Source organism: Coprococcus sp. RTP31081st1_H1_RTP31081_211007 (genome assembly GCF_040227275.1).
Taxonomy (GTDB): Bacteria; Bacillota; Clostridia; order Lachnospirales; family Lachnospiraceae; genus Coprococcus; species Coprococcus aceti.
Genome location: NZ_JBEHVP010000010.1, coordinates 1 through 19,309, shown reverse-complemented (window position 1 = coordinate 19,309; position 19,309 = coordinate 1). Strand labels below are relative to the sequence as shown.

The 19,309-nt window shown below is 45.5% G+C and carries 15 protein-coding genes; 1 reads left to right on the top strand and 14 read right to left on the bottom strand.

What is annotated here, in order from left to right:
- Window positions 1-16: 16 nt before the first annotated feature.
- From scfB to mltG, 11 genes are all read right to left on the bottom strand, one after another.
- Window positions 17-1,381 (bottom strand): thioether cross-link-forming SCIFF peptide maturase, encoded by a 1,365-nt coding sequence (gene scfB, locus ABUA31_RS13260; RefSeq protein ID WP_055146142.1) that lies wholly within the window; start codon window positions 1,379-1,381, stop codon window positions 17-19.
- A gap of 146 nt (window positions 1,382-1,527) precedes the next feature.
- Window positions 1,528-1,677 carry a six-cysteine ranthipeptide SCIFF gene (scfA, locus tag ABUA31_RS13255; RefSeq protein ID WP_015534334.1) on the bottom strand — a complete coding sequence of 50 codons (150 nt, stop codon included), beginning with the start codon at window positions 1,675-1,677 and terminating at the stop codon, window positions 1,528-1,530.
- Between the two features lie 72 nt (window positions 1,678-1,749).
- The gene (locus ABUA31_RS13250; RefSeq protein ID WP_015534335.1) at window positions 1,750-2,112 is read right to left on the bottom strand and encodes a TIGR04086 family membrane protein; all 363 of its coding nucleotides are present in this window, start codon (window positions 2,110-2,112) and stop codon (window positions 1,750-1,752) included.
- A 74-nt stretch (window positions 2,113-2,186) separates the two neighbouring features.
- The gene (locus ABUA31_RS13245) at window positions 2,187-2,837 is read right to left on the bottom strand and encodes an HAD family hydrolase (RefSeq protein ID WP_055146139.1); all 651 of its coding nucleotides are present in this window, start codon (window positions 2,835-2,837) and stop codon (window positions 2,187-2,189) included.
- Window positions 2,838-2,853: 16 nt separating this feature from the next.
- A complete protein-coding gene (locus ABUA31_RS13240) occupies window positions 2,854-8,034 on the bottom strand; it encodes an Ig-like domain-containing protein (RefSeq protein WP_055146136.1) in 5,181 nt (1,726 codons plus the stop codon).
- 12 nt (window positions 8,035-8,046) lie between these two features.
- The gene (locus ABUA31_RS13235; RefSeq protein WP_015534338.1) at window positions 8,047-8,808 is read right to left on the bottom strand and encodes a hypothetical protein; all 762 of its coding nucleotides are present in this window, start codon (window positions 8,806-8,808) and stop codon (window positions 8,047-8,049) included.
- 17 nt (window positions 8,809-8,825) lie between these two features.
- Complete coding sequence (locus tag ABUA31_RS13230; protein ID WP_015534339.1) at window positions 8,826-10,961, bottom strand: serine/threonine protein kinase; 2,136 nt, start codon at window positions 10,959-10,961, stop codon at window positions 8,826-8,828.
- A gap of 13 nt (window positions 10,962-10,974) precedes the next feature.
- Window positions 10,975-11,745 carry a PP2C family protein-serine/threonine phosphatase gene (locus tag ABUA31_RS13225; RefSeq protein WP_055146133.1) on the bottom strand — a complete coding sequence of 257 codons (771 nt, stop codon included), beginning with the start codon at window positions 11,743-11,745 and terminating at the stop codon, window positions 10,975-10,977.
- A 46-nt stretch (window positions 11,746-11,791) separates the two neighbouring features.
- Entirely contained in the window at window positions 11,792-13,699 is a 1,908-nt protein-coding gene (locus ABUA31_RS13220; RefSeq protein ID WP_349818688.1) for an FHA domain-containing protein, read from the bottom strand.
- A 116-nt stretch (window positions 13,700-13,815) separates the two neighbouring features.
- The gene (locus ABUA31_RS13215) at window positions 13,816-15,456 is read right to left on the bottom strand and encodes a DUF6382 and FHA domain-containing protein (RefSeq protein ID WP_015534341.1); all 1,641 of its coding nucleotides are present in this window, start codon (window positions 15,454-15,456) and stop codon (window positions 13,816-13,818) included.
- A gap of 157 nt (window positions 15,457-15,613) precedes the next feature.
- Entirely contained in the window at window positions 15,614-16,747 is a 1,134-nt protein-coding gene (mltG, locus tag ABUA31_RS13210) for an endolytic transglycosylase MltG (RefSeq protein WP_055146128.1), read from the bottom strand.
- A 94-nt stretch (window positions 16,748-16,841) separates the two neighbouring features.
- Between mltG and ABUA31_RS13205 the strand changes: the two genes are divergently transcribed.
- Window positions 16,842-17,360 (top strand): peptidylprolyl isomerase, encoded by a 519-nt coding sequence (locus ABUA31_RS13205; RefSeq protein WP_015534342.1) that lies wholly within the window; start codon window positions 16,842-16,844, stop codon window positions 17,358-17,360.
- A gap of 126 nt (window positions 17,361-17,486) precedes the next feature.
- On the opposite strand, the gene ABUA31_RS13200 is transcribed toward ABUA31_RS13205, so the two are convergent.
- From ABUA31_RS13200 to ABUA31_RS13190, 3 genes are all read right to left on the bottom strand, one after another.
- Window positions 17,487-18,119, bottom strand: a complete 633-nt coding sequence (locus ABUA31_RS13200) for an ABC transporter ATP-binding protein (RefSeq protein WP_055146125.1) — start codon at window positions 18,117-18,119, stop codon at window positions 17,487-17,489.
- 18 nt (window positions 18,120-18,137) lie between these two features.
- Window positions 18,138-18,950 carry a hypothetical protein gene (locus tag ABUA31_RS13195; RefSeq protein WP_156332999.1) on the bottom strand — a complete coding sequence of 271 codons (813 nt, stop codon included), beginning with the start codon at window positions 18,948-18,950 and terminating at the stop codon, window positions 18,138-18,140.
- Window positions 18,951-19,000: 50 nt separating this feature from the next.
- On the bottom strand, window positions 19,001-19,309 hold a 309-nt coding region (locus ABUA31_RS13190; RefSeq protein WP_349824060.1), incomplete at its 5' end, for a hypothetical protein.

Below are 19,309 nucleotides of genomic sequence, written 5' to 3'. Positions count from 1 at the left end.
TCTCCTTTTACCCTTTTTATTCCTCTTCTGCCTCATCGGCCATAGCCGCCTTCAGCATGATTGCACATTCTATACGCTTCTTCTGAAGCTCACAACCTATGTCATATGCATCAAGTATATTGCCGTGGAACTTGTATGAGTTGGCCGCACAGCCACCGCTGCAATAGAATCTTGCAAAGCAGTCCTTACACTTATCCTTGGCATATACATTGCACAGCTTGAATTCATTGACTATATCCTGATTCTTGATTCCATCGAATACATTTCCTATACAGAAATCATCCTCACCAACAAACTGATGGCAAGGATAAAGGTCTCCCCAAGGAGTGACCGCCATGTACTCTGTACCTGAACCACAACCGGAAAGTCTCTTGGCTACGCAAGGTCCACCCTCAAGATCTATCATGAAGTGGAAGAAATTGAAGCCTCTTCCCTCCTTATGTCTCTTGATCATCTCCTTAGCCAGGATATCGTACTGCTCAAGCAGTACCGGTATATCCTCTTCCTTTATAGCATATGGCTCGTCCGGAAGTGATACAACAGGCTCAACGGATATCTGGTCAAATCCCAGATCCGCCATATGAAGCACGTCCTGTGAGAAATCAAGATTGTTATGAGTGTAAGTTCCTCTTACGTAGTAGCTCTTGCCTGCTCTCTTCTTGGCAAATTCCTGGAACTTGGATAGTATCACATCATAACTTCCCTTGCCATTCCTGGTAGGTCTCATGTAGTCGTGGACTTCCTTCCTTCCATCTATGCTGAGCACCACGTTCGCCATCTCTCTGTTGGCAAATTCCATGATCTCGTCATTCAGAAGCACTCCGTTGGTAGTAAGTGTGAATCTGAACTTCTTGTCATACTTCTCCTCAAGGCTTCTTCCGTATTCCACGGTCTTCCTGACTACATCCCAGTTCATAAGCGGCTCACCGCCGAAGAAATCCACCTCGAGATTTCTTCTTAAACCGGAATTCGCAACCAGAAAATCCAGGGATTTCTTTGCCACCTCAAGTGACATAAGCGCCCTGTCTCCCTTATATTCTCCCTCACCGGCAAAGCAGTATCTGCAGGCAAGGTTACAGTCATGGGCGATATGCAGACACAACGCCTTGACAACTGTCTTTCTCTTCTTGAAATCTATAATATAATCTTTGTATACGTCATCTGTAAATAATGTTCCGTCCTCTACCAGTTGGGCTACCTCGTCATAAGCCTCGGAAACATCTGCGCTGTCATACTGTGACAGTGCCTTTATAATCTGCTCTTTATCATTCTCCTCATATAAAGAAATAATATCATAGACAAGATCGTCTACGACATGTACAGAACCACTACAGACATCAAGCACTATATTATAACCATTGTTCTTGTACTGATGAACCATAATTCTCCTTCAATATATTCCATCGGATCTATCCGTGAAATTCTAATTCAAGGCGCCACACACGGCACCCTTATACACGCACTAAAGAGGACTGTCATCATAAACGACGGTCCCCTTTAGCTGATCAAATACAAACCTGTTACAAATTACTTGTTGTTAACATTCTCACAGCTCTGATTACCAACTGTGCATGATGTCTTACAAGCTGACTGGCATGATGTCTGGCACTCGCCACATCCACCCTTGACCATTGTATTCTTCATAGTCCTGTTTGTGAGTGTTTTAATTCTCTTCATTCTGGATACACCTCTCTTTTTATGTCATATATCGGGATTATAACACAAAGATATATAAAGTAAAAGTTTTTTTTAACTGAGCATAGCCCCCAGCATCCCGCCTGCAACGCACATAATACACTTGGTTATAACTGCTATTCCCTCTCTGTCGCCTGAACCTGTAAACAGCACCGACACGGTCAATGCGACCGATATGTAAGTCAGGCCATACACCATCCCCCACAGGAAACGCTTCTCCCTGACTTTTCTACCCGTAACAAAGCCCCCGGCAAATGTGGCCACTATGTATATCACAACAACCAGTATACCGAGCACCTTATCGCTTATCCCCACTTTGTATACGACCACCGCCGTTATAAACAGCATGATTATCGTGAGCAGATAGGACAGGATCAGTCCCTTTACAACTCCCATAAATTTCTGACTTGCAGACATACTACCACCATATTCTTTACTCTTTACATTATTATGATGTTCCTCCTCATTTTATTAATAAAAATACAGCCTGTTTACTCAAACAGGCTGCATATATCTTCTATATCATAAAAGGTTTTGTATGCACGCTCGCGCGTGATACCATTTGGTTTTATCAGATCCACCACCATGACCGTACATAGCCCTGCCCGGCTGGCAGATATGATACCATTCACAGAGTCCTCAACGGCCACCGCTTCGTCCGGGTTTACGCCCAGCTTCCCGCAGGCCTTAAGATATATATCAGGCTCCGGCTTTCCGTGGGTGATCTCATCTCCGCATACCTTTTCATCGAAGTATCCGGCTATTCCAACGCTATCAAGTCTCTGCTGCGCCCTCGTCCTCGCAGTGGAGGTTGCAAGTGCCATCTTCACGCCGTGTTCTTTTAAGAATCTCAGCGTGTCCTCGACATGTGGCTTTATGTCTATTCCATACTTTTCCACATGTTCATCGAACAGATCCATTGTTCTCTGTCTGAACGCAAGATAATCAAAATCTTCGCCCATTATTTCCTTAAATACCCGGGCGTTGGAGGTCTTGTTGCCTCCAGCCACCCGGTCACATACATTTTCCATCTGTGCCTCAGGAATCCCTATGCTCATGCCGTTTTCCTTCCAGCACTTCCTGTATATCTTCTCCGTGTCTACCAACACGCCGTCCATATCAAATACAACTGCCCTGTACATAGCACTTTCTCCTACATTAAGCAGCGGCGTTTTTCTTTCTTCTTCTGCCAGCTATGATGATGAATGCAAGCAATGCAAGAAGCAGGATCGCTGCGATTATTATTATGATCAGCACAACCGGTGACATCTTTTCGCTGAGCTTGAAGGTGAATACCTCTCCGGTCTCTCTGTCATATGTTGTCGCTATATTACCGGCCTTATCCTGGGCTGTTACCTCAACCGTGTATGTATCATACTGATCTACCTGCATCTCATACTTGTTATCTGCCTGATAGCTTGCAGGATCTATGGTATTGCCATTTATAACGATGGATGTGATCTCGTCTTCCTCATTCTCAAGACCTATCGTCATGTTGAATGGCTCTCTGAGAGTCTCTCCATCCTCAACACCTGTTATGATGATTCGTGGTGCAGTACCATCATACGTATAATCAAATTCCTGTGTTGCCGTGTGTCCAACCTTGTCAGTTACTGTAAGTGTTATCTTGTGATATCCGTCTGTCATATCTGAGAAATCGATAAGATTTACTCCGTCTATCTTGGCGTCAACCGAGAAGTCTGAAGTATCACTTACATCCCACAGTGCTTCGTAGCCCTTGTCTCGTATATCAGCAAAATCTGATGCATTGAGAAGCAGTGTTCCGTCATCGCTTGCAATGCTCTTGCTCATGAATCCGGCAAGTGTCGATGTAGCCTTGAGCTCAGGTGGTGTGTTATCGACTGTGAATACCAGGCTGTAATCATCAGCCTTATTTCCCAGTTCATCCTGCGCTGTTATTGACACCTCGTATACACCATCCTCAGAGAATCTCTGGCTTCCTGTGCTGAGCTCTGAAGAATTGCTGTAATTTGTAAAGTATGATGATGACACATCCTTGCTGTCCTTCTTCACGGTTATCTTCACATCATCTGTCGAGAAGAATGACTCCTGAACGCTCAGTGACATATCAACATAGTTCGGTGCGGAAGAATCCATACTTCCTATTGGGTCGTAATTCTTTACTTCCTTGTTGTCCTTATCCACTGCGCTCACCTTTACAACAGGTGCCTTTGAGTCAACCTTGAAGGTCTTGGTCTGGCTGGCTGCCACATTTCCTGCAAGATCTCTTGCATTTGCTGTGATCGTGTACTCGCCATCCTCTGTAAAGTTGTAAGTTGCGGTATGTGGATTGCTTCCTGAGAAGCTGCTTGTTCCCAGCGTAGCGATATTCGATGCCGCTGTTCCGTCCGTCTTTCTGGTTATTGTCACGTTAAATGCATCTGCGGCAAGATTGTTGTTCTCATATGCAAATGAGAATGCCTCATCTATGCTGATGGTTGCATTTACCGCCGTTGTCTGTCTGTCGTTCATTCCTGAAATCGATATAACCGGTGCAGTCTTATCGATTCTGAACTTCACTGTTCTGGTCACAGCCTTGTTGCCCGCCTTATCCTCTGCGGACACGGTGACTGTGTAATCACCCTGGGCGTCAAATGTCACACCGCTGAGTACCTCTCTGACTGTGCTGACTCCATCGCCCTTTGTTCCCCAGGTAACATTCTTTCTGATATCTCTGTTCTCTACAACAGATCCACCCTCATTTGCTCTGACTACATGAATGGTGTACTTTCCACCTCTCATGTTATCTGTAAGTGTTACAGGGACTGTCACATCGCTGTTGTTTATAGTGTTGACATTTCCAAGCTGTATCTCAGGCTTGTGCTTGTCTATGTAGAAATGGGTTCCTGTTGTTCCTTCATTTCCACACTTGTCGGTAACGGTCATGGTGAGATCATACTCACCTTCCTTATCATATGTGTACTTCTTGCCCCATGTTCCGCCGTTACTCTTTATATAGAAGTATTGCGGATTCTCATCCACTGCTACATTTCCATCATTCTCTGTGATAATAGTGTTCTGAAGCGACTTGAACTGTTCCTCCACACCAACTCTGAATGATATTGAAGTCTTGAAGTAATTGTTATTATCCAGTCTGTACTCAGGATCATCGTCCACATACACAAGTGGCTCTGTGGTGTCGACGTAATAATTCTTTGTCTTGAGAGCACTTGTGCCCTCCTGAACACCGAACGCCTCGTCTGCTGCCGGCTTCAGTGCATTGCCGGAATTATCGGCTCCCTCAACTGTGAAATAATATACAGTTGCCTTGCCGCCCTTGGCTGTCATCTTATATGCTGCAGTGGTCTTGCCATCTGCTGTCTGGAACGGAACTGTGGTCTCTGACCAGTTTGAATCACTGTAGGTCTTGTAGTACACCTTAAGCGTCGCATTCTGTGTATCCATTCCATAATCGTCTTCTATGCCAAATGTAATAGTTCTGCTCCTGTTAAGGAATCTGCTGCTTCCACCGGACACAACTGATATCTCAGGGCTCTTCTTATCTATTACAAATGAAGTTGTTGCCTTACCCGACTCATTGCCAACCTCATCGACAGCAACGATCGTGATATTATAAAGTCCAGGCTCTCTGAATATTGTGGTCTTTTCTGCATTTGCAGTGTAATCCGCATCCAGCTCATACTTGCTTATGCTCTTGCCATCGCGTGTTCCTGTCACAACGAACTTCTCCACGAAGTAATTGTCAGTTCCCCTTGCTGTTATGGTCACATTGCTGTTATTCCAGTAATTTATCAGCTTTCCGCCGGCAGTTCCATCTATTGACACTGATGGCTTGACGGTATCAACTATCAGGTGTATCTCCTGACTGGCCTTGCTCTCGTTTCCTGCTCTGTCCTTCAGCTTAACAGTCATCGTGTACTCTGTATTTTCATCTGTTATGCCAAGGGCCTTTGCATCCAGTGTCTTTTCTATATCATTTCCTGATACATTAATGCTTCCTGTAATGTCCTGTGATCCAGCTGTGCTGCTTCTGCCTACTGTATATGTAACCTTGCCATTGCTGTCATCGTTATCGGAACCAGAGACCTTGATCTTCACGTCACTCTTTGATCTGTAATAGAATGTCGATCCTGATTTGTATTTCTGGTTTGCACACTCCAGCTTCACATTTGCCGGTGCAGTCTTATCATAGTAAACCTTTATGCTCTGTACTTCTTTGAACTTCGTGTCAGCATTGTTCGGATCGTGTATTCTCGCCATGAGTGAGATCTCGTACACACCCTCATCTGGAAGCTCGTAGGATATGTTGACCGTATTCTTGTCATATGCAGCGGCAACTGTACCCTTTACCTCAACTGCCTTATCCTTCTTTCCTGCAAATGATGTTCTGGTGATCACCAGCTTTGCGTCATCTGCTGCAAGCTGGAAGCCTGATACTGCACCCTCTACAGTCAGAGTATCATCATTTCTCCAGAATATAGCGCCGTTGTCAGCATCTGTACCGTTCACAGATAACTTCTCTCCTGAAAGGCCATCCACATTGACATACACATATGTGTTCGTCTCTGTCTTATTTCCAGCCTCGTCAGTTACCACAACTGTCAGGACATAACTTCCTGAACCATCTATGCTTATCTCTTTTCCGCTCTGCAGGCCATTGTCACCTGTAGATGTTGAATACCAGTTCTTGACCGATGTATATGATCCATTTGCATCTGCCTTCTTGAGTGAAGCGACCGCCGATGCAACACCTGATGTGGCATCGCTGTACTTTATATTAAGAACAGCTTCCTTTGCGTCTGTGACCGTGTACTGCTGATCATTGTTTGTCCTGTCTGTTCCGGCGTTGTCCGTAACCTTTACAACAGGTGCTGTATTATCCACCTTGACTACAGTCTCTATCCTGCCATCTATTCCGGCGAAGTCCTTTGCCGCAAATGTGATGGTATGCTCTCCATCAGCCAGATATATGTCTGACTTTGTTGAATCCTGTACATCTCCACCGCTCACACGGACATCGCTGCTGTATGTGAACTTGTTTCCTTTTTCAAGGATCGTTTCCTTCTTGCCATCCACGCTGTATGACACGGTGTCTATGTAAGAATACTCTCCAGTTGCCTTCACTGTCAGCTTTGTGGATTTCACATAGCTTGTGGAACCGCCTGTAACTGTGAGTTCAGGCTTTCCTTCCTTTACAAATACAATGTCGCCATCCTCATCTGCGCCGACTGAGTTATTGCCAAACTCGTTCTCCTTGGCGTAAATGACAAGCTTCTTTGCATTGTCTGCATTGTCCTTCTTGAACCACTGTGCACTTATCTCGAATTCATATTCATATCCGCCGGACACAGCCTTTTTGCCTGTGCACTCCACTGCTGAAGCTGCACCCGTAAGCTTGTAGTACAGGCTCACGTCATCTATCTCAGTGTTATCACTGCCGGCTGTAACCTTCTTCACCTGTACAGTGAACTTATAAGCATCATCTACCTTGAGCTGAGGGAATCTGTAATCCACTCCGTTCTTCTGTATGATCTCAGGGGTAACACTTGTTATGACAGGAGCTTCGTTGAGCTTCTTGACGATAACACTGGTCTCCTCTGACTTGTTTCCTGCAACATCGACCGCTCTGAACTTGTATGTTCCACTCTTATCAGGTGCAACAAACTGGGATGTGCTCTCAGTCTTGCTCCAGGTCTTTCCATTGTCTGATGAATACTCCACATAGTCTATTCCTGTGGCATTTTCCTCTGCTGCATCTGTGGTATCCTTGGCGTCTATCACAAATGTTCTGTCGGCATCACTGCTTGTGAGGTTCAGGAGATAATAGCCATCGCTCACCTTGTTGTGAAGATTGTAGTTATCATCAGCCTCAACCGATATTGTAGGTGCCTGCTTATCCACGGCAACCTTTATGGTTCCAAGCAGCTCGAAATCACCGCTCTCATCAGTACCTGTATAATAGTAAATAGCTATCTTCTGTACTGCTGTGTCATTCTTCAGCTCATACACATTATCAAATGTGACAAGCTTTCCTGCTGCATCTGTGGCTGTAGCGATCTTATCGTCCGCTGTAGCTCCTTTGTAAACAGCCACTCCCAACTTGCTGCTGTCGATTCCGTCAACTTTGTCGGACTTAATCTTGAACTTTATTGCCTTGTCAAAATCCTTGAAGCCATACACCATATCCGCCTTATCGCCCTTTACAATGGCCGTTACATCTATGGTCTGTATATCTTCCTCCTCCGCAAACAAATGAAAATGTGAATCGATCGCCACAAGAGTGAGTGTCATAACTACCGCCATCGTAAGCGCGATCAGTCGATGCAAAAGTGATTTATTCTGCATAACCTTTTTCATATCCCTCTCCTCCTATATCTCTTCATCGGAATGTACTATAATTACATTCTTTATCATTCTTACCGAGCTCGCTGCGCGTCCTCCCTGAAGAACGGCTGTGGAATCATCTGCGTCATCGCTTCTAAGTACGTCCGTTGCTTCCTCGTCTGCGTCATCGCTTCTGAGTATGTCCGTTGCTTCCTCGTCCGCCTCATCACTTCTGAGTATGTCCGTTGCTTCCTCGTCCGCCTCATCACTTCTGAGTATGTCCGTTGCTTCCTCGTCTGCCTCGTCATTTCTGAGTACATCCGTTGCTTCCTCATCCGCATCTTCTCTGAGGATGTCTGTCGCCTCCTCAAAGCTGCTGCCATTGATGTCAAGATTCTCTTCGTCTTCCCTCAGAATATCTGTTGCCTCCTCGGCATCATCGCGGAGAATATCAGTTGCAGTCTCGCCTTCATCCTCCAGTCTCTTTTTCCCGAGATCAGCTATCGCTTTCTCGTAATTTGCCATTCCCTTCTCAGAATGTTTTTCGGCTGCAGTTGACTTTACATCCCTTACCGAAATTCTGGATGTATGGTTCTTGATCGCCTCCTGTTTGGAGGCACCGCCTCCCTGTACACTCTCATAGCCCTTCTCCTTGATCTCATCGATCTTCTTACGGGCTGTTGAGCCTGTGGCAATTCCCACCGCCTTCGGTATCTTTAACACGAAGAACAGTACCACCGCCACAATAGCGAATACGATCGCAAGTGCCAGGCCGCCATATAACATTACATTATAAACTGTTGCCATAACCTTTCACTCCTCCCTTACTCGCTCGTTGACCTTGAACTGCCATTTACTATGCTCTTAACTGTCAGGTCATTGGATAACGACTGCCATCCCTGCTTAAGACCATTTGCAAGTGCCGGAACTTTGTTACCGTTCTCGTACACTTTCCTCACAGCCCTTGTGGCACTGGCATTCCATGCTGCCGAATCGCTTCCAAATTTATTCGAATATCTATCGACCAGATAACTCAGATGGCTTACGTACACGACCGCTGCGTTGTCATCGGTTCCAAGTGTCGTCTCAGCGTTGCCATATATTCTCTCTGCCTCATCATAGTAGCTGTCATCGCCGCTGTTCTCTGCCATCTTGATATAAGTCTCAGCCTCGTTCACCGAGTATTCTGAATATGCTTTCTTGGATGTCTCTGTCGCATTCTCGCCCTCTATATCCAGACTGTTCAGATAAAGCGCTGCACTGTTCGCCGCAGAGTTGTAATAATGTAACTGCTGGCCCGCATCATCCGCATTCTCGGCAAGTTCTGTATATACTGAGTACATAACTCCTGAATACTGGCCATTGTAGTATTTTACGCCTCTGTCCGCCGGGAACTGGCTGTTCAGCACCTCTGCGTTGTCGTCCAGGTTCTTCATCGCCTCATCCATCAGCACCTCTATTCTGTTCGCAAGCTCCGGATCATTGGATATCTCGCCAAGATATATGTAAGCTATGTTGAGGTAATTGGTGTATTTGTCAGGATTGGTGTCATCTATGTTGTCACTGTTGTAATCCTGGAATGCAAATATATTTTCCTTGTTCGTATCAAAGCTTGCAGACTTGTTTATCTTGCTGTCACATATCGCAGCGTAATACTTTGCCTGCTTTGCCTGATCCGGGAAGTCCTTGCTCTCATCAACCATATTGAAATATTTCTTGGCCGCACTGTAGTCCTTGACCTCGTCGTAATACAACATGGCTATCTTGAACTTTACGTCGTCCTTTATCTCGTCCTTGTTCTTAAGTGCAAGTCTTATTCCCTTTTCTGCCGCCGTCTCGGTGTTGGCCGAAGTGTTTCCATCGTCCTCTGTATAATAGTAAGCATATGTCTCCATATAGCCTATATAGGCATCCGATGCTGTTGGGTCTATGTCGACAGCCGCCTTATAGCACTCAAATGCCTTGTTGTAATCGCCCTCATCGACTGCATCCCTCGCCTCGTTGACCTTGTTGTTGTAATCAAGATCCTTGAGCTGGCCTTTCTTTACTCCGCCTATCACAGCACAGCACGCTGAGAGTATCGATAATCCCGCAACCACTGAGAACGCTGCTATCTTATGCTTTGCCTTTGCCTTGTATGCATCGTCGAGCTCGTTGTAGTGATCCAGCGCATACAGTAGTTCTGAACAAGACTGATATCTGTCCTCAGGACTCGGCTGACAGCACGTCTGTATAATTCTCTCAAATCCTGATGAGAGCATCGGATTCCACTGTCTGATAGGCTTTATCTCGTAAGGAGGCTCACATGGATTCTTGCCGGTAACAAGGTGATAGAGCGTTGCTCCCAGATTGTAAATATCTGTTCTTGCATCCGTGTTGTAGATTCCATGTCCCTGCGCATCACCGAACTGCTCCGGTGCCGCATAGCCTCTTGTTCCAAGAGCCGTGGTATCCGCATTGTTCTCCACTATGTACTCCTTAGCCGTTCCAAAGTCGATAAGCTTTACCGAGCCATCCGGCTTCAGCATGACATTTGAAGGCTTCATATCTCTGTATATGATCGGCGGATTCATGGAATGCAGGTAGTCAAGTGCACTGGCAAGCGCCCTGCCCCATTCGATTACCTTTTCCTGTGGCTGTGCTCCCTCCGCCTTGAGCACATCGCTGAGTGGACGTCCTTCTACGAAGTCCATGACAACGTAGATCGTGCCATTCTCATTGATGATATCAACGATTCGTGGCAGTACCGGATGATCCACATCCTTGAGGATATTTGCTTCTCGCTCCAATCCCTTTAAGAGTGTGGCTGTACTCTTGGAGCCATCATTCTTGATCTCCTTTACAGCCCACTGTTTATTAAGTCGGTTATCCATGGCAAGATAAACTATTGACATACCACCCTGGCCGACTTTTTTAAGTATTTCGTATTTTCCGTCTAATACCGTTCCTAACTCTGTCATATATCGATCCCCATTACTCCGATTTAATAAGCACTACTGTTACATTATCCGTTTCTTTTCTGTACTTCACAAGCTCTGTGAGGAACTCACAGCCCTCCTTCATCTTCGCCTCGTCGACGCATGTTCCCGGGCCAAGTCTCTCTATCATCTCCTGAGTCGTTATCTTATGTCTGAATCCATCAGAACACAGCATGTAATGCGCTCCGGGAGCTGCCTGCCCAACTACGAAATCCGGTTCCACCACAGGTGAAGCTCCGATACACTGGAGAAGCACGCTTCGTCTGCTGTCCGTCTCCGCCTGCTCCGGTGTAAGTCTTCCCGCTGCGATCTCTCTTGCAACAAGCGTCTGATCTGCGGTGAGCTGCCTTATCCCTGAAGTGATCTCATACACTCGGCTGTCTCCAACATGGAGAATGTAGTACATTTCTCTGTATATGAGGATCGCAGAAATGGTCGTACCAAGCATAAATCCATTCTGCTCGCCATACGCCTTGATCTTCTCATTCTGCTCCACGGCAAGTCTTATCCACTGGTATCTCAGCAGCTCTTCACTAAAGCTGTTGTTGTCAACCATCTCAACAAACTGTGTGTCAAACCAATTGCAGAAAGCTGTTATGACTTCCTTGCTGGCAACCTCTCCCTTTGCCAGACCTCCCATGCCATCACATACGAGGGAGAACACGACCTGTCCATTTGGAGTATCCGCTATCTTGATCGCCAGCGAATCCTGATTTGTCTTTTTCTTTATTCCTACGTCTGTATTGTATACTGCGCTAAACCCCATATACATTCCTCCCAATATTTATGTCTCAACTCTCGTTGAGGATATTCTATCTAATGTGATAGACAAGCTCCTCGTCCCCGAGTATAACGATCGCATTGTTCGTCAGGAACTTTTCTTCGCCCGCCTTCAATTCCTCTCCGTTCACAAATGTACCATTTGTAGACTTGTTATCGCTGATGAAGCACACGCCATTTCTCTTGGTGATAACACAATGAACTCTGCTTATAGCTGAATTGTCAGTAATCGCATAGTCCACAAGTCTTGCCTTATGTCCGATCTTGAACTCTGCCTTGTCCAAGCTTATTCTCTCGCCCGTCTTCACCCTAAGGAAATATGGTGCCGGTGCTCCATCAAATGGATTGCCCTGCACTGGCTGTGCCTGTGGCATCGGCGGTGTCTGTGGCATTGGTGGTACCGGCTGCATCTGTGGCATTGGTGGTACCGGCTGTCCCTGTGGGTTCTGCGGTATCTCTGGCATTGGCGGTACCGGCTGTCCCTGTGGGTTCTGCGGCATCTCTGGCATCTGGTGTGCCTGTGGCATTGGTGGCATTGGCGGAATCGGTCTTCCTCCAAAAGGGTTGCCCTGCATTGGAGGTATTGGCTTTATCTCCTGTGGCTGTGTTTCAACCGGCTCTGCTGGCTCAGGCTTGACATCCTGTGCTTCTGTCTCAGCCGGCTCTACTGCCTCTGGCTTGACATCCTGCGCTTCTGCTTCAACCGCCTCATCATTCTCCGTTTTATCACTCTGCGGCTGTGCTCCAGCCACCTCAGGCTTAATTGGCTCCTCCATCGGTGGCACGTCTACCGGTGGCATTCCATTTGATCCCATTGGACCGTTTGGTATTGGGCCATTCGGTCCCATTGGCGGCATGCCCATCGGTGGCATTCCGTTTGGTGCCTGGCCATTCGGTCCCATTGGCGGCATGCCCATCGGTGGCATTCCGTTTGGCACCTGGCCATTCGGTCCCATTGGTGACATGCCCATCGGTGGCATTCCGTTCGGTGCCTGGCCATTCGGTCCCATTGGCGGCATGCCCATCGGTGGCATTCCGTTCGGAACCTGGCCATTCGGCATCTGACCATTTGATCCCATCGGGCCGTTCGGTCCCATCGGTGGCATTCCCATCGGTGGCATTCCATTCGGCATCTGACCATTTGATCCCATCGGGCCGTTCGGTCCCATCGGTGGCATTCCCATCGGTGGCATTCCGTTTGGTATCTGGCCATTTGGCCCCATCGGCTGTGCATATCCATTCATTCTCGCATTATTTCTCATAACCTCGAGTCTGCTCACCTTAGGTGACTCACCCCGAAGTATGTGGCTGTTGCCACCCTTTGGAGCATTTGTGGAAAGCTCCTTCATTCTGTCTATCTCAGCAGCGTCTATGCCTGCTTCTGCAAGCATCGCCTTAACCTCGTTCTTCATGTCCGAGTTTGAAAATGTACCTCTCATATTCGCACAATTTATAAGGCGTGCTACGTAATTGTCATTGTCATTCTCTGAGTATCTCGCATCAACTATCACCGACTTCACAAATGCTCTGACCTCGTTGAGATCTGTCACTTCCTTCTGTACCGGAGCGACAATAAAGCAGACATCGTATGTCTCAGGCGATACAAATACACACTGCTCGTCCCTTGCAACATAGCTGAGCGAAACCATATTCTTACCAAACATCTCCAGTGCATGCAGAATGTTGTACAGAAGTGTGAGTATCTCCTTCTTGTTCATCTCCTGTCTCAGTATCTCCGCAAGAGGCTTCTTGTCATCGATCTGATAATTGAACACCCTGACTCCGGCATTCTCCTGCATGTCACACGGTGCCATCTCAGGCATAGATCCGCTTCTGCTCATATCATACACTTTAGCATCTATCACATCACTGATATCCAGACTGTAACTCACTCTGTAAGTTTCCCCCGCCGGAACTACAACAACCTTTTCTCTGTTCATTTTTTCAATCCCTTTCGTCTAAATCCGCATATTTTCCGTCAAAAATTATTCCTTCATTCAAACACCAAAAGCAGGTATTGCTACCTGCTCTTGTCCCACATCGTGGGTGGTGTATATTAACTTAATTTGAAGATAAAGTCCTCTCCACCGATGCTTATCATGGCATCGTTTGAAAGCTTCTGCTCTGCATTCTCATCCAGGCGCGCTCCGTTGAGATATGTGCCATTTGTCGCCTTGTTATCCTTCAGATAACATCCATCCTCTCTCTGGTAGATGATGACATGTACCTTGCTGATGGCCCCATTACCACCGACATGGTAATCAACACCTCTTGCCGCCTTTCCTATCTTGAACACAGCCTTGTTTACCATAACTCGCTCGCCTGTGTTGACACGGACTATATATGGCATAGCCTTTGGAGCGTTCCTGTTAACCGCTGCCTTCTCAGGTTCGGTATCCTTAACTACGTTCATTCCTCCGGTCAGCTCAACAGTGCTTCCTGTGCCCTTCTGCTCAGGCTCCTCTGCCTTCTCCTTCACCGGATCCATATTCGTCTCAGGCTCCGGCTGGTCACCGTCCATGAACTGTGGTGCAACTATCTGTTCTGTAGGGTTATCTATCTGAGCTTCCTCTGTCTCAGCAACCGCCTTCTGTATGATCTTCGCACGGTTGATCTTGATATTCTTAACAACAGGTGGATTATCCATAAGCTCGTCCGTAGATATCAGAACCGGCTTCTGCTCATCCTTCTTGTCAAGCTCAACCTCCGTAACTCCATCGGCAGCCTTTGCAACCTCTGTAAGTCCTGATGGCTCATGTACTGCCATATCTGATGTGAGAGCCTCTGTCATGCCCTCCTCGTCATCCTCTTCTTCCTCATCAAGGCTCTCATCTAACTCGAGCTCCTCAAGAACGCTGTCATCAAATACCGACATATCTATCTCGCTTGATACATTCTCTTTCTTCGTCTCATCCGAATCAAGATCAAGATCCTTGAATATCGCATTCGCTGCGGCCGCCTCGTCACTGATCTCCTCTACCTCATCAAGCTCGTCTTCCTCATCATCGCCAAATGACACGTCCTCAAACTCAGGCAGATCATCCATACTTGTATCAGATGCCGCCGTGTCAACTGAAGACTGTGAAACCGACATATCTGAGCCTATATCAACGAAGTTCTCCTCCACCTGCATTCCTGCAGACTCCATAAGCTCTGTGAGCTGTGCATAGAAGTTTCTCACTGTGAACTTATCCGCATTCAACAGATTGAGAAGCTTTGCCACATAGTTGCAATCCTCACTGTCATCATAAATAACGCTCGTCAGCAAGTCCTTTGCGAACATCCTGAATTCGGCATTGATATTGGCTTCTGACTCAACTGGAACACATAACATTCCAACATCGTATGTAACCGGATTAACATATGTAAACTCCTTGTGAAGAACCACATATGATGCCGGTATTCCAAGATCACGTAAATTAACTATACCAGAAGCTACCCCTCTGATTATCCCCAATATCTTCTCAGCATTTACCGTATTCGAAAGGAGTGCGTCAACCGTTGTCCTGCCTGTAACGTTATATGTAAGATAATCGTTCTCATCATCCTCTTCATAAATGATATCAATGAGCTCAGGAATCCGGTTCTCCTCCAGATAATCCAATAACTCCTCGTCAAACTCACAATCATCATTCAGAATATATGACAAATATTTCTCAGAGCCGATATTTCTTACCTTGAAACTTATTTTCCTCATCAAATATTCCTCCTATCGCACCTCCATAAGCGCATAACTAGATGCATAAAAACCCAAAAGGGTACATACTCCTTTATTATATATAAAAAGTCTATATATCGCAAGCAGTTTATACCCTTTTAGATAATTTTCGCTATATAATTTTGTCTATATTTTTTTACTCTGAATCAGTGCTTTCATCGGAGCCATCTTCTGATCCATCACCCTCTGCAGCTTCCTTTTCCGCCTTGGCTGCATCAGCCTTTTCTATGTCAGCAAGATGTCCCTCGTATGTCTTATTAAAGATACATGCTCCCTGGCTCTCATCTGATGTCAGGTAGTAGTAGTAATCATGCTTAACCGCATTCAGGACACCCTCTATGGATGCCTCGCCCGGATTACATATAGGGCCGACAGGAAGTCCTGTGTACTTGTAGGTATTGTACGGTGAATCAACCTCCAGATCATCATATGACAGTTCTGCCTGATTGTACTGACCGTCAGTCACAACATAGAGAACAGATGGATCTACCTGAAGAGGCATGTCATCATTCAATCTGTTGATAAATACTCCCGCAACCATCGCTCTGTCTGAATCCAGCTTACACTCCTTCTCAACTATGGAAGCCATGGTGAGAACCTCAAAATCTGTATATCCAAGCTCCTCTGCCTTCTTCCTGAAGTCATCTGTGTAAATGCTGTTAAACTTGTCTATCATGTCCTGTATGAGCTCCTTTGGAGTCATATCTGCATATATGTCGTAAGTAGCAGGGAACAGGAAGCCCTGTAATGCGTACTTGACTTCCGATGAAGGTATCTCAAACGGATACTCAAACTCTCCCGACTTGCACGCTTCAAGGAACTCCTTTGCAGAGCAGAAGCCCAGCTCCTCGCATCTGTCAGCGATCTGTTCAACCGTAAATCCCTCAGGAACTGTCAGTGTATATTTTACCTCTCTGGTCGACTCCACGTAACACAGAGTCTTTATCATATCCAATGTCGACATACCTGTTGTGAGTGTGTAAGTACCCGGCTGAAGACTGTGGCTGTACTGCGAGCCGGTCATTCTGAGCTGGAATGCAAGCTTATACTTTATAAGCCCCGCATCTTTAAGTATAGATGCTGCCTCCTTGACAGATGTATCCTCAGGTATGGTAACCTCGATCTTCTCTCCGCCGCCGGCACTGTAGGTGCCCTCGTATTCCTGCATAAATCCGGTATACGTCTCCTTAACCTTGTATACCCCGAACAGCACCAGACATACCGCCAGCGCTATTATAATAACGGGTCTTGCTATGTTTCTCCAATCCATCTCTTTCTCCTTCTGTATCTGCAAATTTCATTTGCCTGTTCTGTTAACTGATGTTATCATTACCCTATCTTATACCAAGAAAGGAATGATATACATGGCAAATCCAATAGTTACTATCACTATGGAAAATGGCGATGTCATGAAAGCAGAACTCTATCCTGACATTGCTCCAAACACTGTAAACAACTTCATCTCACTGATCAAGAAAGGCTTCTATGACGGAATAATCTTCCATCGTGTAATAAAAGGCTTCATGATACAGGGTGGAGACCCTCAGGGAATCGGCATCGGCGGTCCTGGATACTCAATCAAAGGTGAATTCTCACAGAACGGATTCAAGAACGATCTGGCCCACACTCCCGGAGTGCTGTCAATGGCCCGTTCCATGATGCCTGACTCAGCAGGTTCACAGTTCTTTATCATGCATAAGACATCTCCTCATCTGGACGGTGCTTACGCTGCCTTCGGTAAGGTTATCGAGGGACTTGACATCGTAGACAAGATCGCAAATGTGCCAACTGATTACAATGACAAGCCTCGTCAGGAACAGAAGATGAAGACTGTAACAGTCGAGACCTTCGGTGTTGATTATCCTGAACCTGTAAAGGCTTAATCGAAAGTATTATAACCCATATAGCAGTTTTTGAAAACACTTATAATTCTTCTTACAAAAAAATAAACATCTGCCCTGCGATCCCAGGTATACAGGAGTTCGCAGCAGATGTTTTTTTATGTTCATTTATTGTACTATCCTTCCATCCTTCATCTCATATATCTCATCGCACAGATATTCCAGCTCCTCCCTGTCGTGGCAGGCAGTGATTATAAGACTTCCTCCATCACGCAGCTTCAGCAGCTCCTTCTTTATGTTATCTACAGACTCTTCATCAAGTGCGTTGATAGGTTCATCCAGCACTATGACATCCGGCTCTCCCATGATTGCATTTGCTATGCCAAGCTTCTGCTTCATTCCAAGGGAATACTTTCTGTATACCCTCTTATCATCCGGATCAAGACCTGTCCTCTCTATGGCATATCTGACATCGTCATCACTGATCCCTCCCATGAGCTTTGCCAGAAGCCTGAGGTTCCTGAAGCCTGTGTACTGAGGCAGAAATGACGGATTCTCTATCAGAGCACCTATACTCCGTGGAAACTTTATGTCCCTGTGGAGCTCCTCATCATCTATATATATGTGTCCTCCATCAGGTATGAGCAGACCACATATAGCTCTCATAAGCATTGTCTTGCCACAGCCATTCTTTCCACGGAGTCCATATATCCTGCCCGGAGTCATGGTCAGACTGATATCATTAAGTATAACTGAACCCTTTATCTTCTTATTCAGATTTTCTATCCTTATCTCGCTCATATGTATTCTCCTTTTTTCTCAAATGATATCTCGTCCATCAAAATAGATTCTGCCCATTATATATGATATTGCAATTATAGTAATAGAAAATATAATACCTCCAACAGGATACACCCCGTTTTCATCTACATACGAGCTTCGTATCCACATCGTATAGCTTCCACACAAATACCACACTGTATAATAAGCTGATATAACATATACCGAACACGTAACTGCGAAACTTATCACAGGATCGATCAAAAAACTCAGCATCATCTGCATTGCTGCCGATGCTAATGTCACAATAAATGGCAGTATAAATAACACCAATATAATATCCGCATGTGTCATACTAAAAACATTAGGACTGAACTGTGTTGTTACGAATTCCTGAGTAACCGCAAACATCATACTTGCACCTTTCAGCCACGCCATCACCGCCACACTTATATAAGCCACCACAAAATAAAAAAGTACCATGATGTTACACCATAAACACTTGGCCAGCCACCATGATTTTCTTTCTCCTAGCGCAACAAATACAGCCCTACCATTTTTCTTAAAATCATCAAATGCATAATATGCAACAATATAAAATGCACCCATCTGAAATATAAACCAATATATTGGAATAGAGAAATACTCTGTCGGATTAAATTTATACACGCTCATTCCCTGCATAGCAAACATAATATAATCAATCACAGTTCCGTATGTGTACATTTGCCCATCATCTATCATGCTGTCTATAATCGTATCACATTGAATGCCACGGCACACACCAAAAGCAATTGGCAAAAATATTAAATACCATTTTGTCAATGAGCCTGATCTTATATCTCTTATCAACAGTCTCCCAATTTTCACTATTAACTCCTCCGGTCTTCACCACTATAAGCTTATAATATATCTCTCTTTTTTGAGTACATTATGGTTATTATTACGCTCACCATTATAACTGTCATAAATACCAGGATCGGCTGATACCATAACACCAAAGCATTCTGTATGGGATTGACAATTCCATATAGAGACCAACCACCTAAATCCTGCTCAGAAAGCACGACGCCAACCACCACATACAATACGAAAGGTACCATAATTGCTGAAAATCTGCTGTCCACCCATCTTGATATACATACCGCCACCATCCCCAACAGTCCGCCCATAATTCCATCTATCAATATGTAAATCAGACAATATATAAC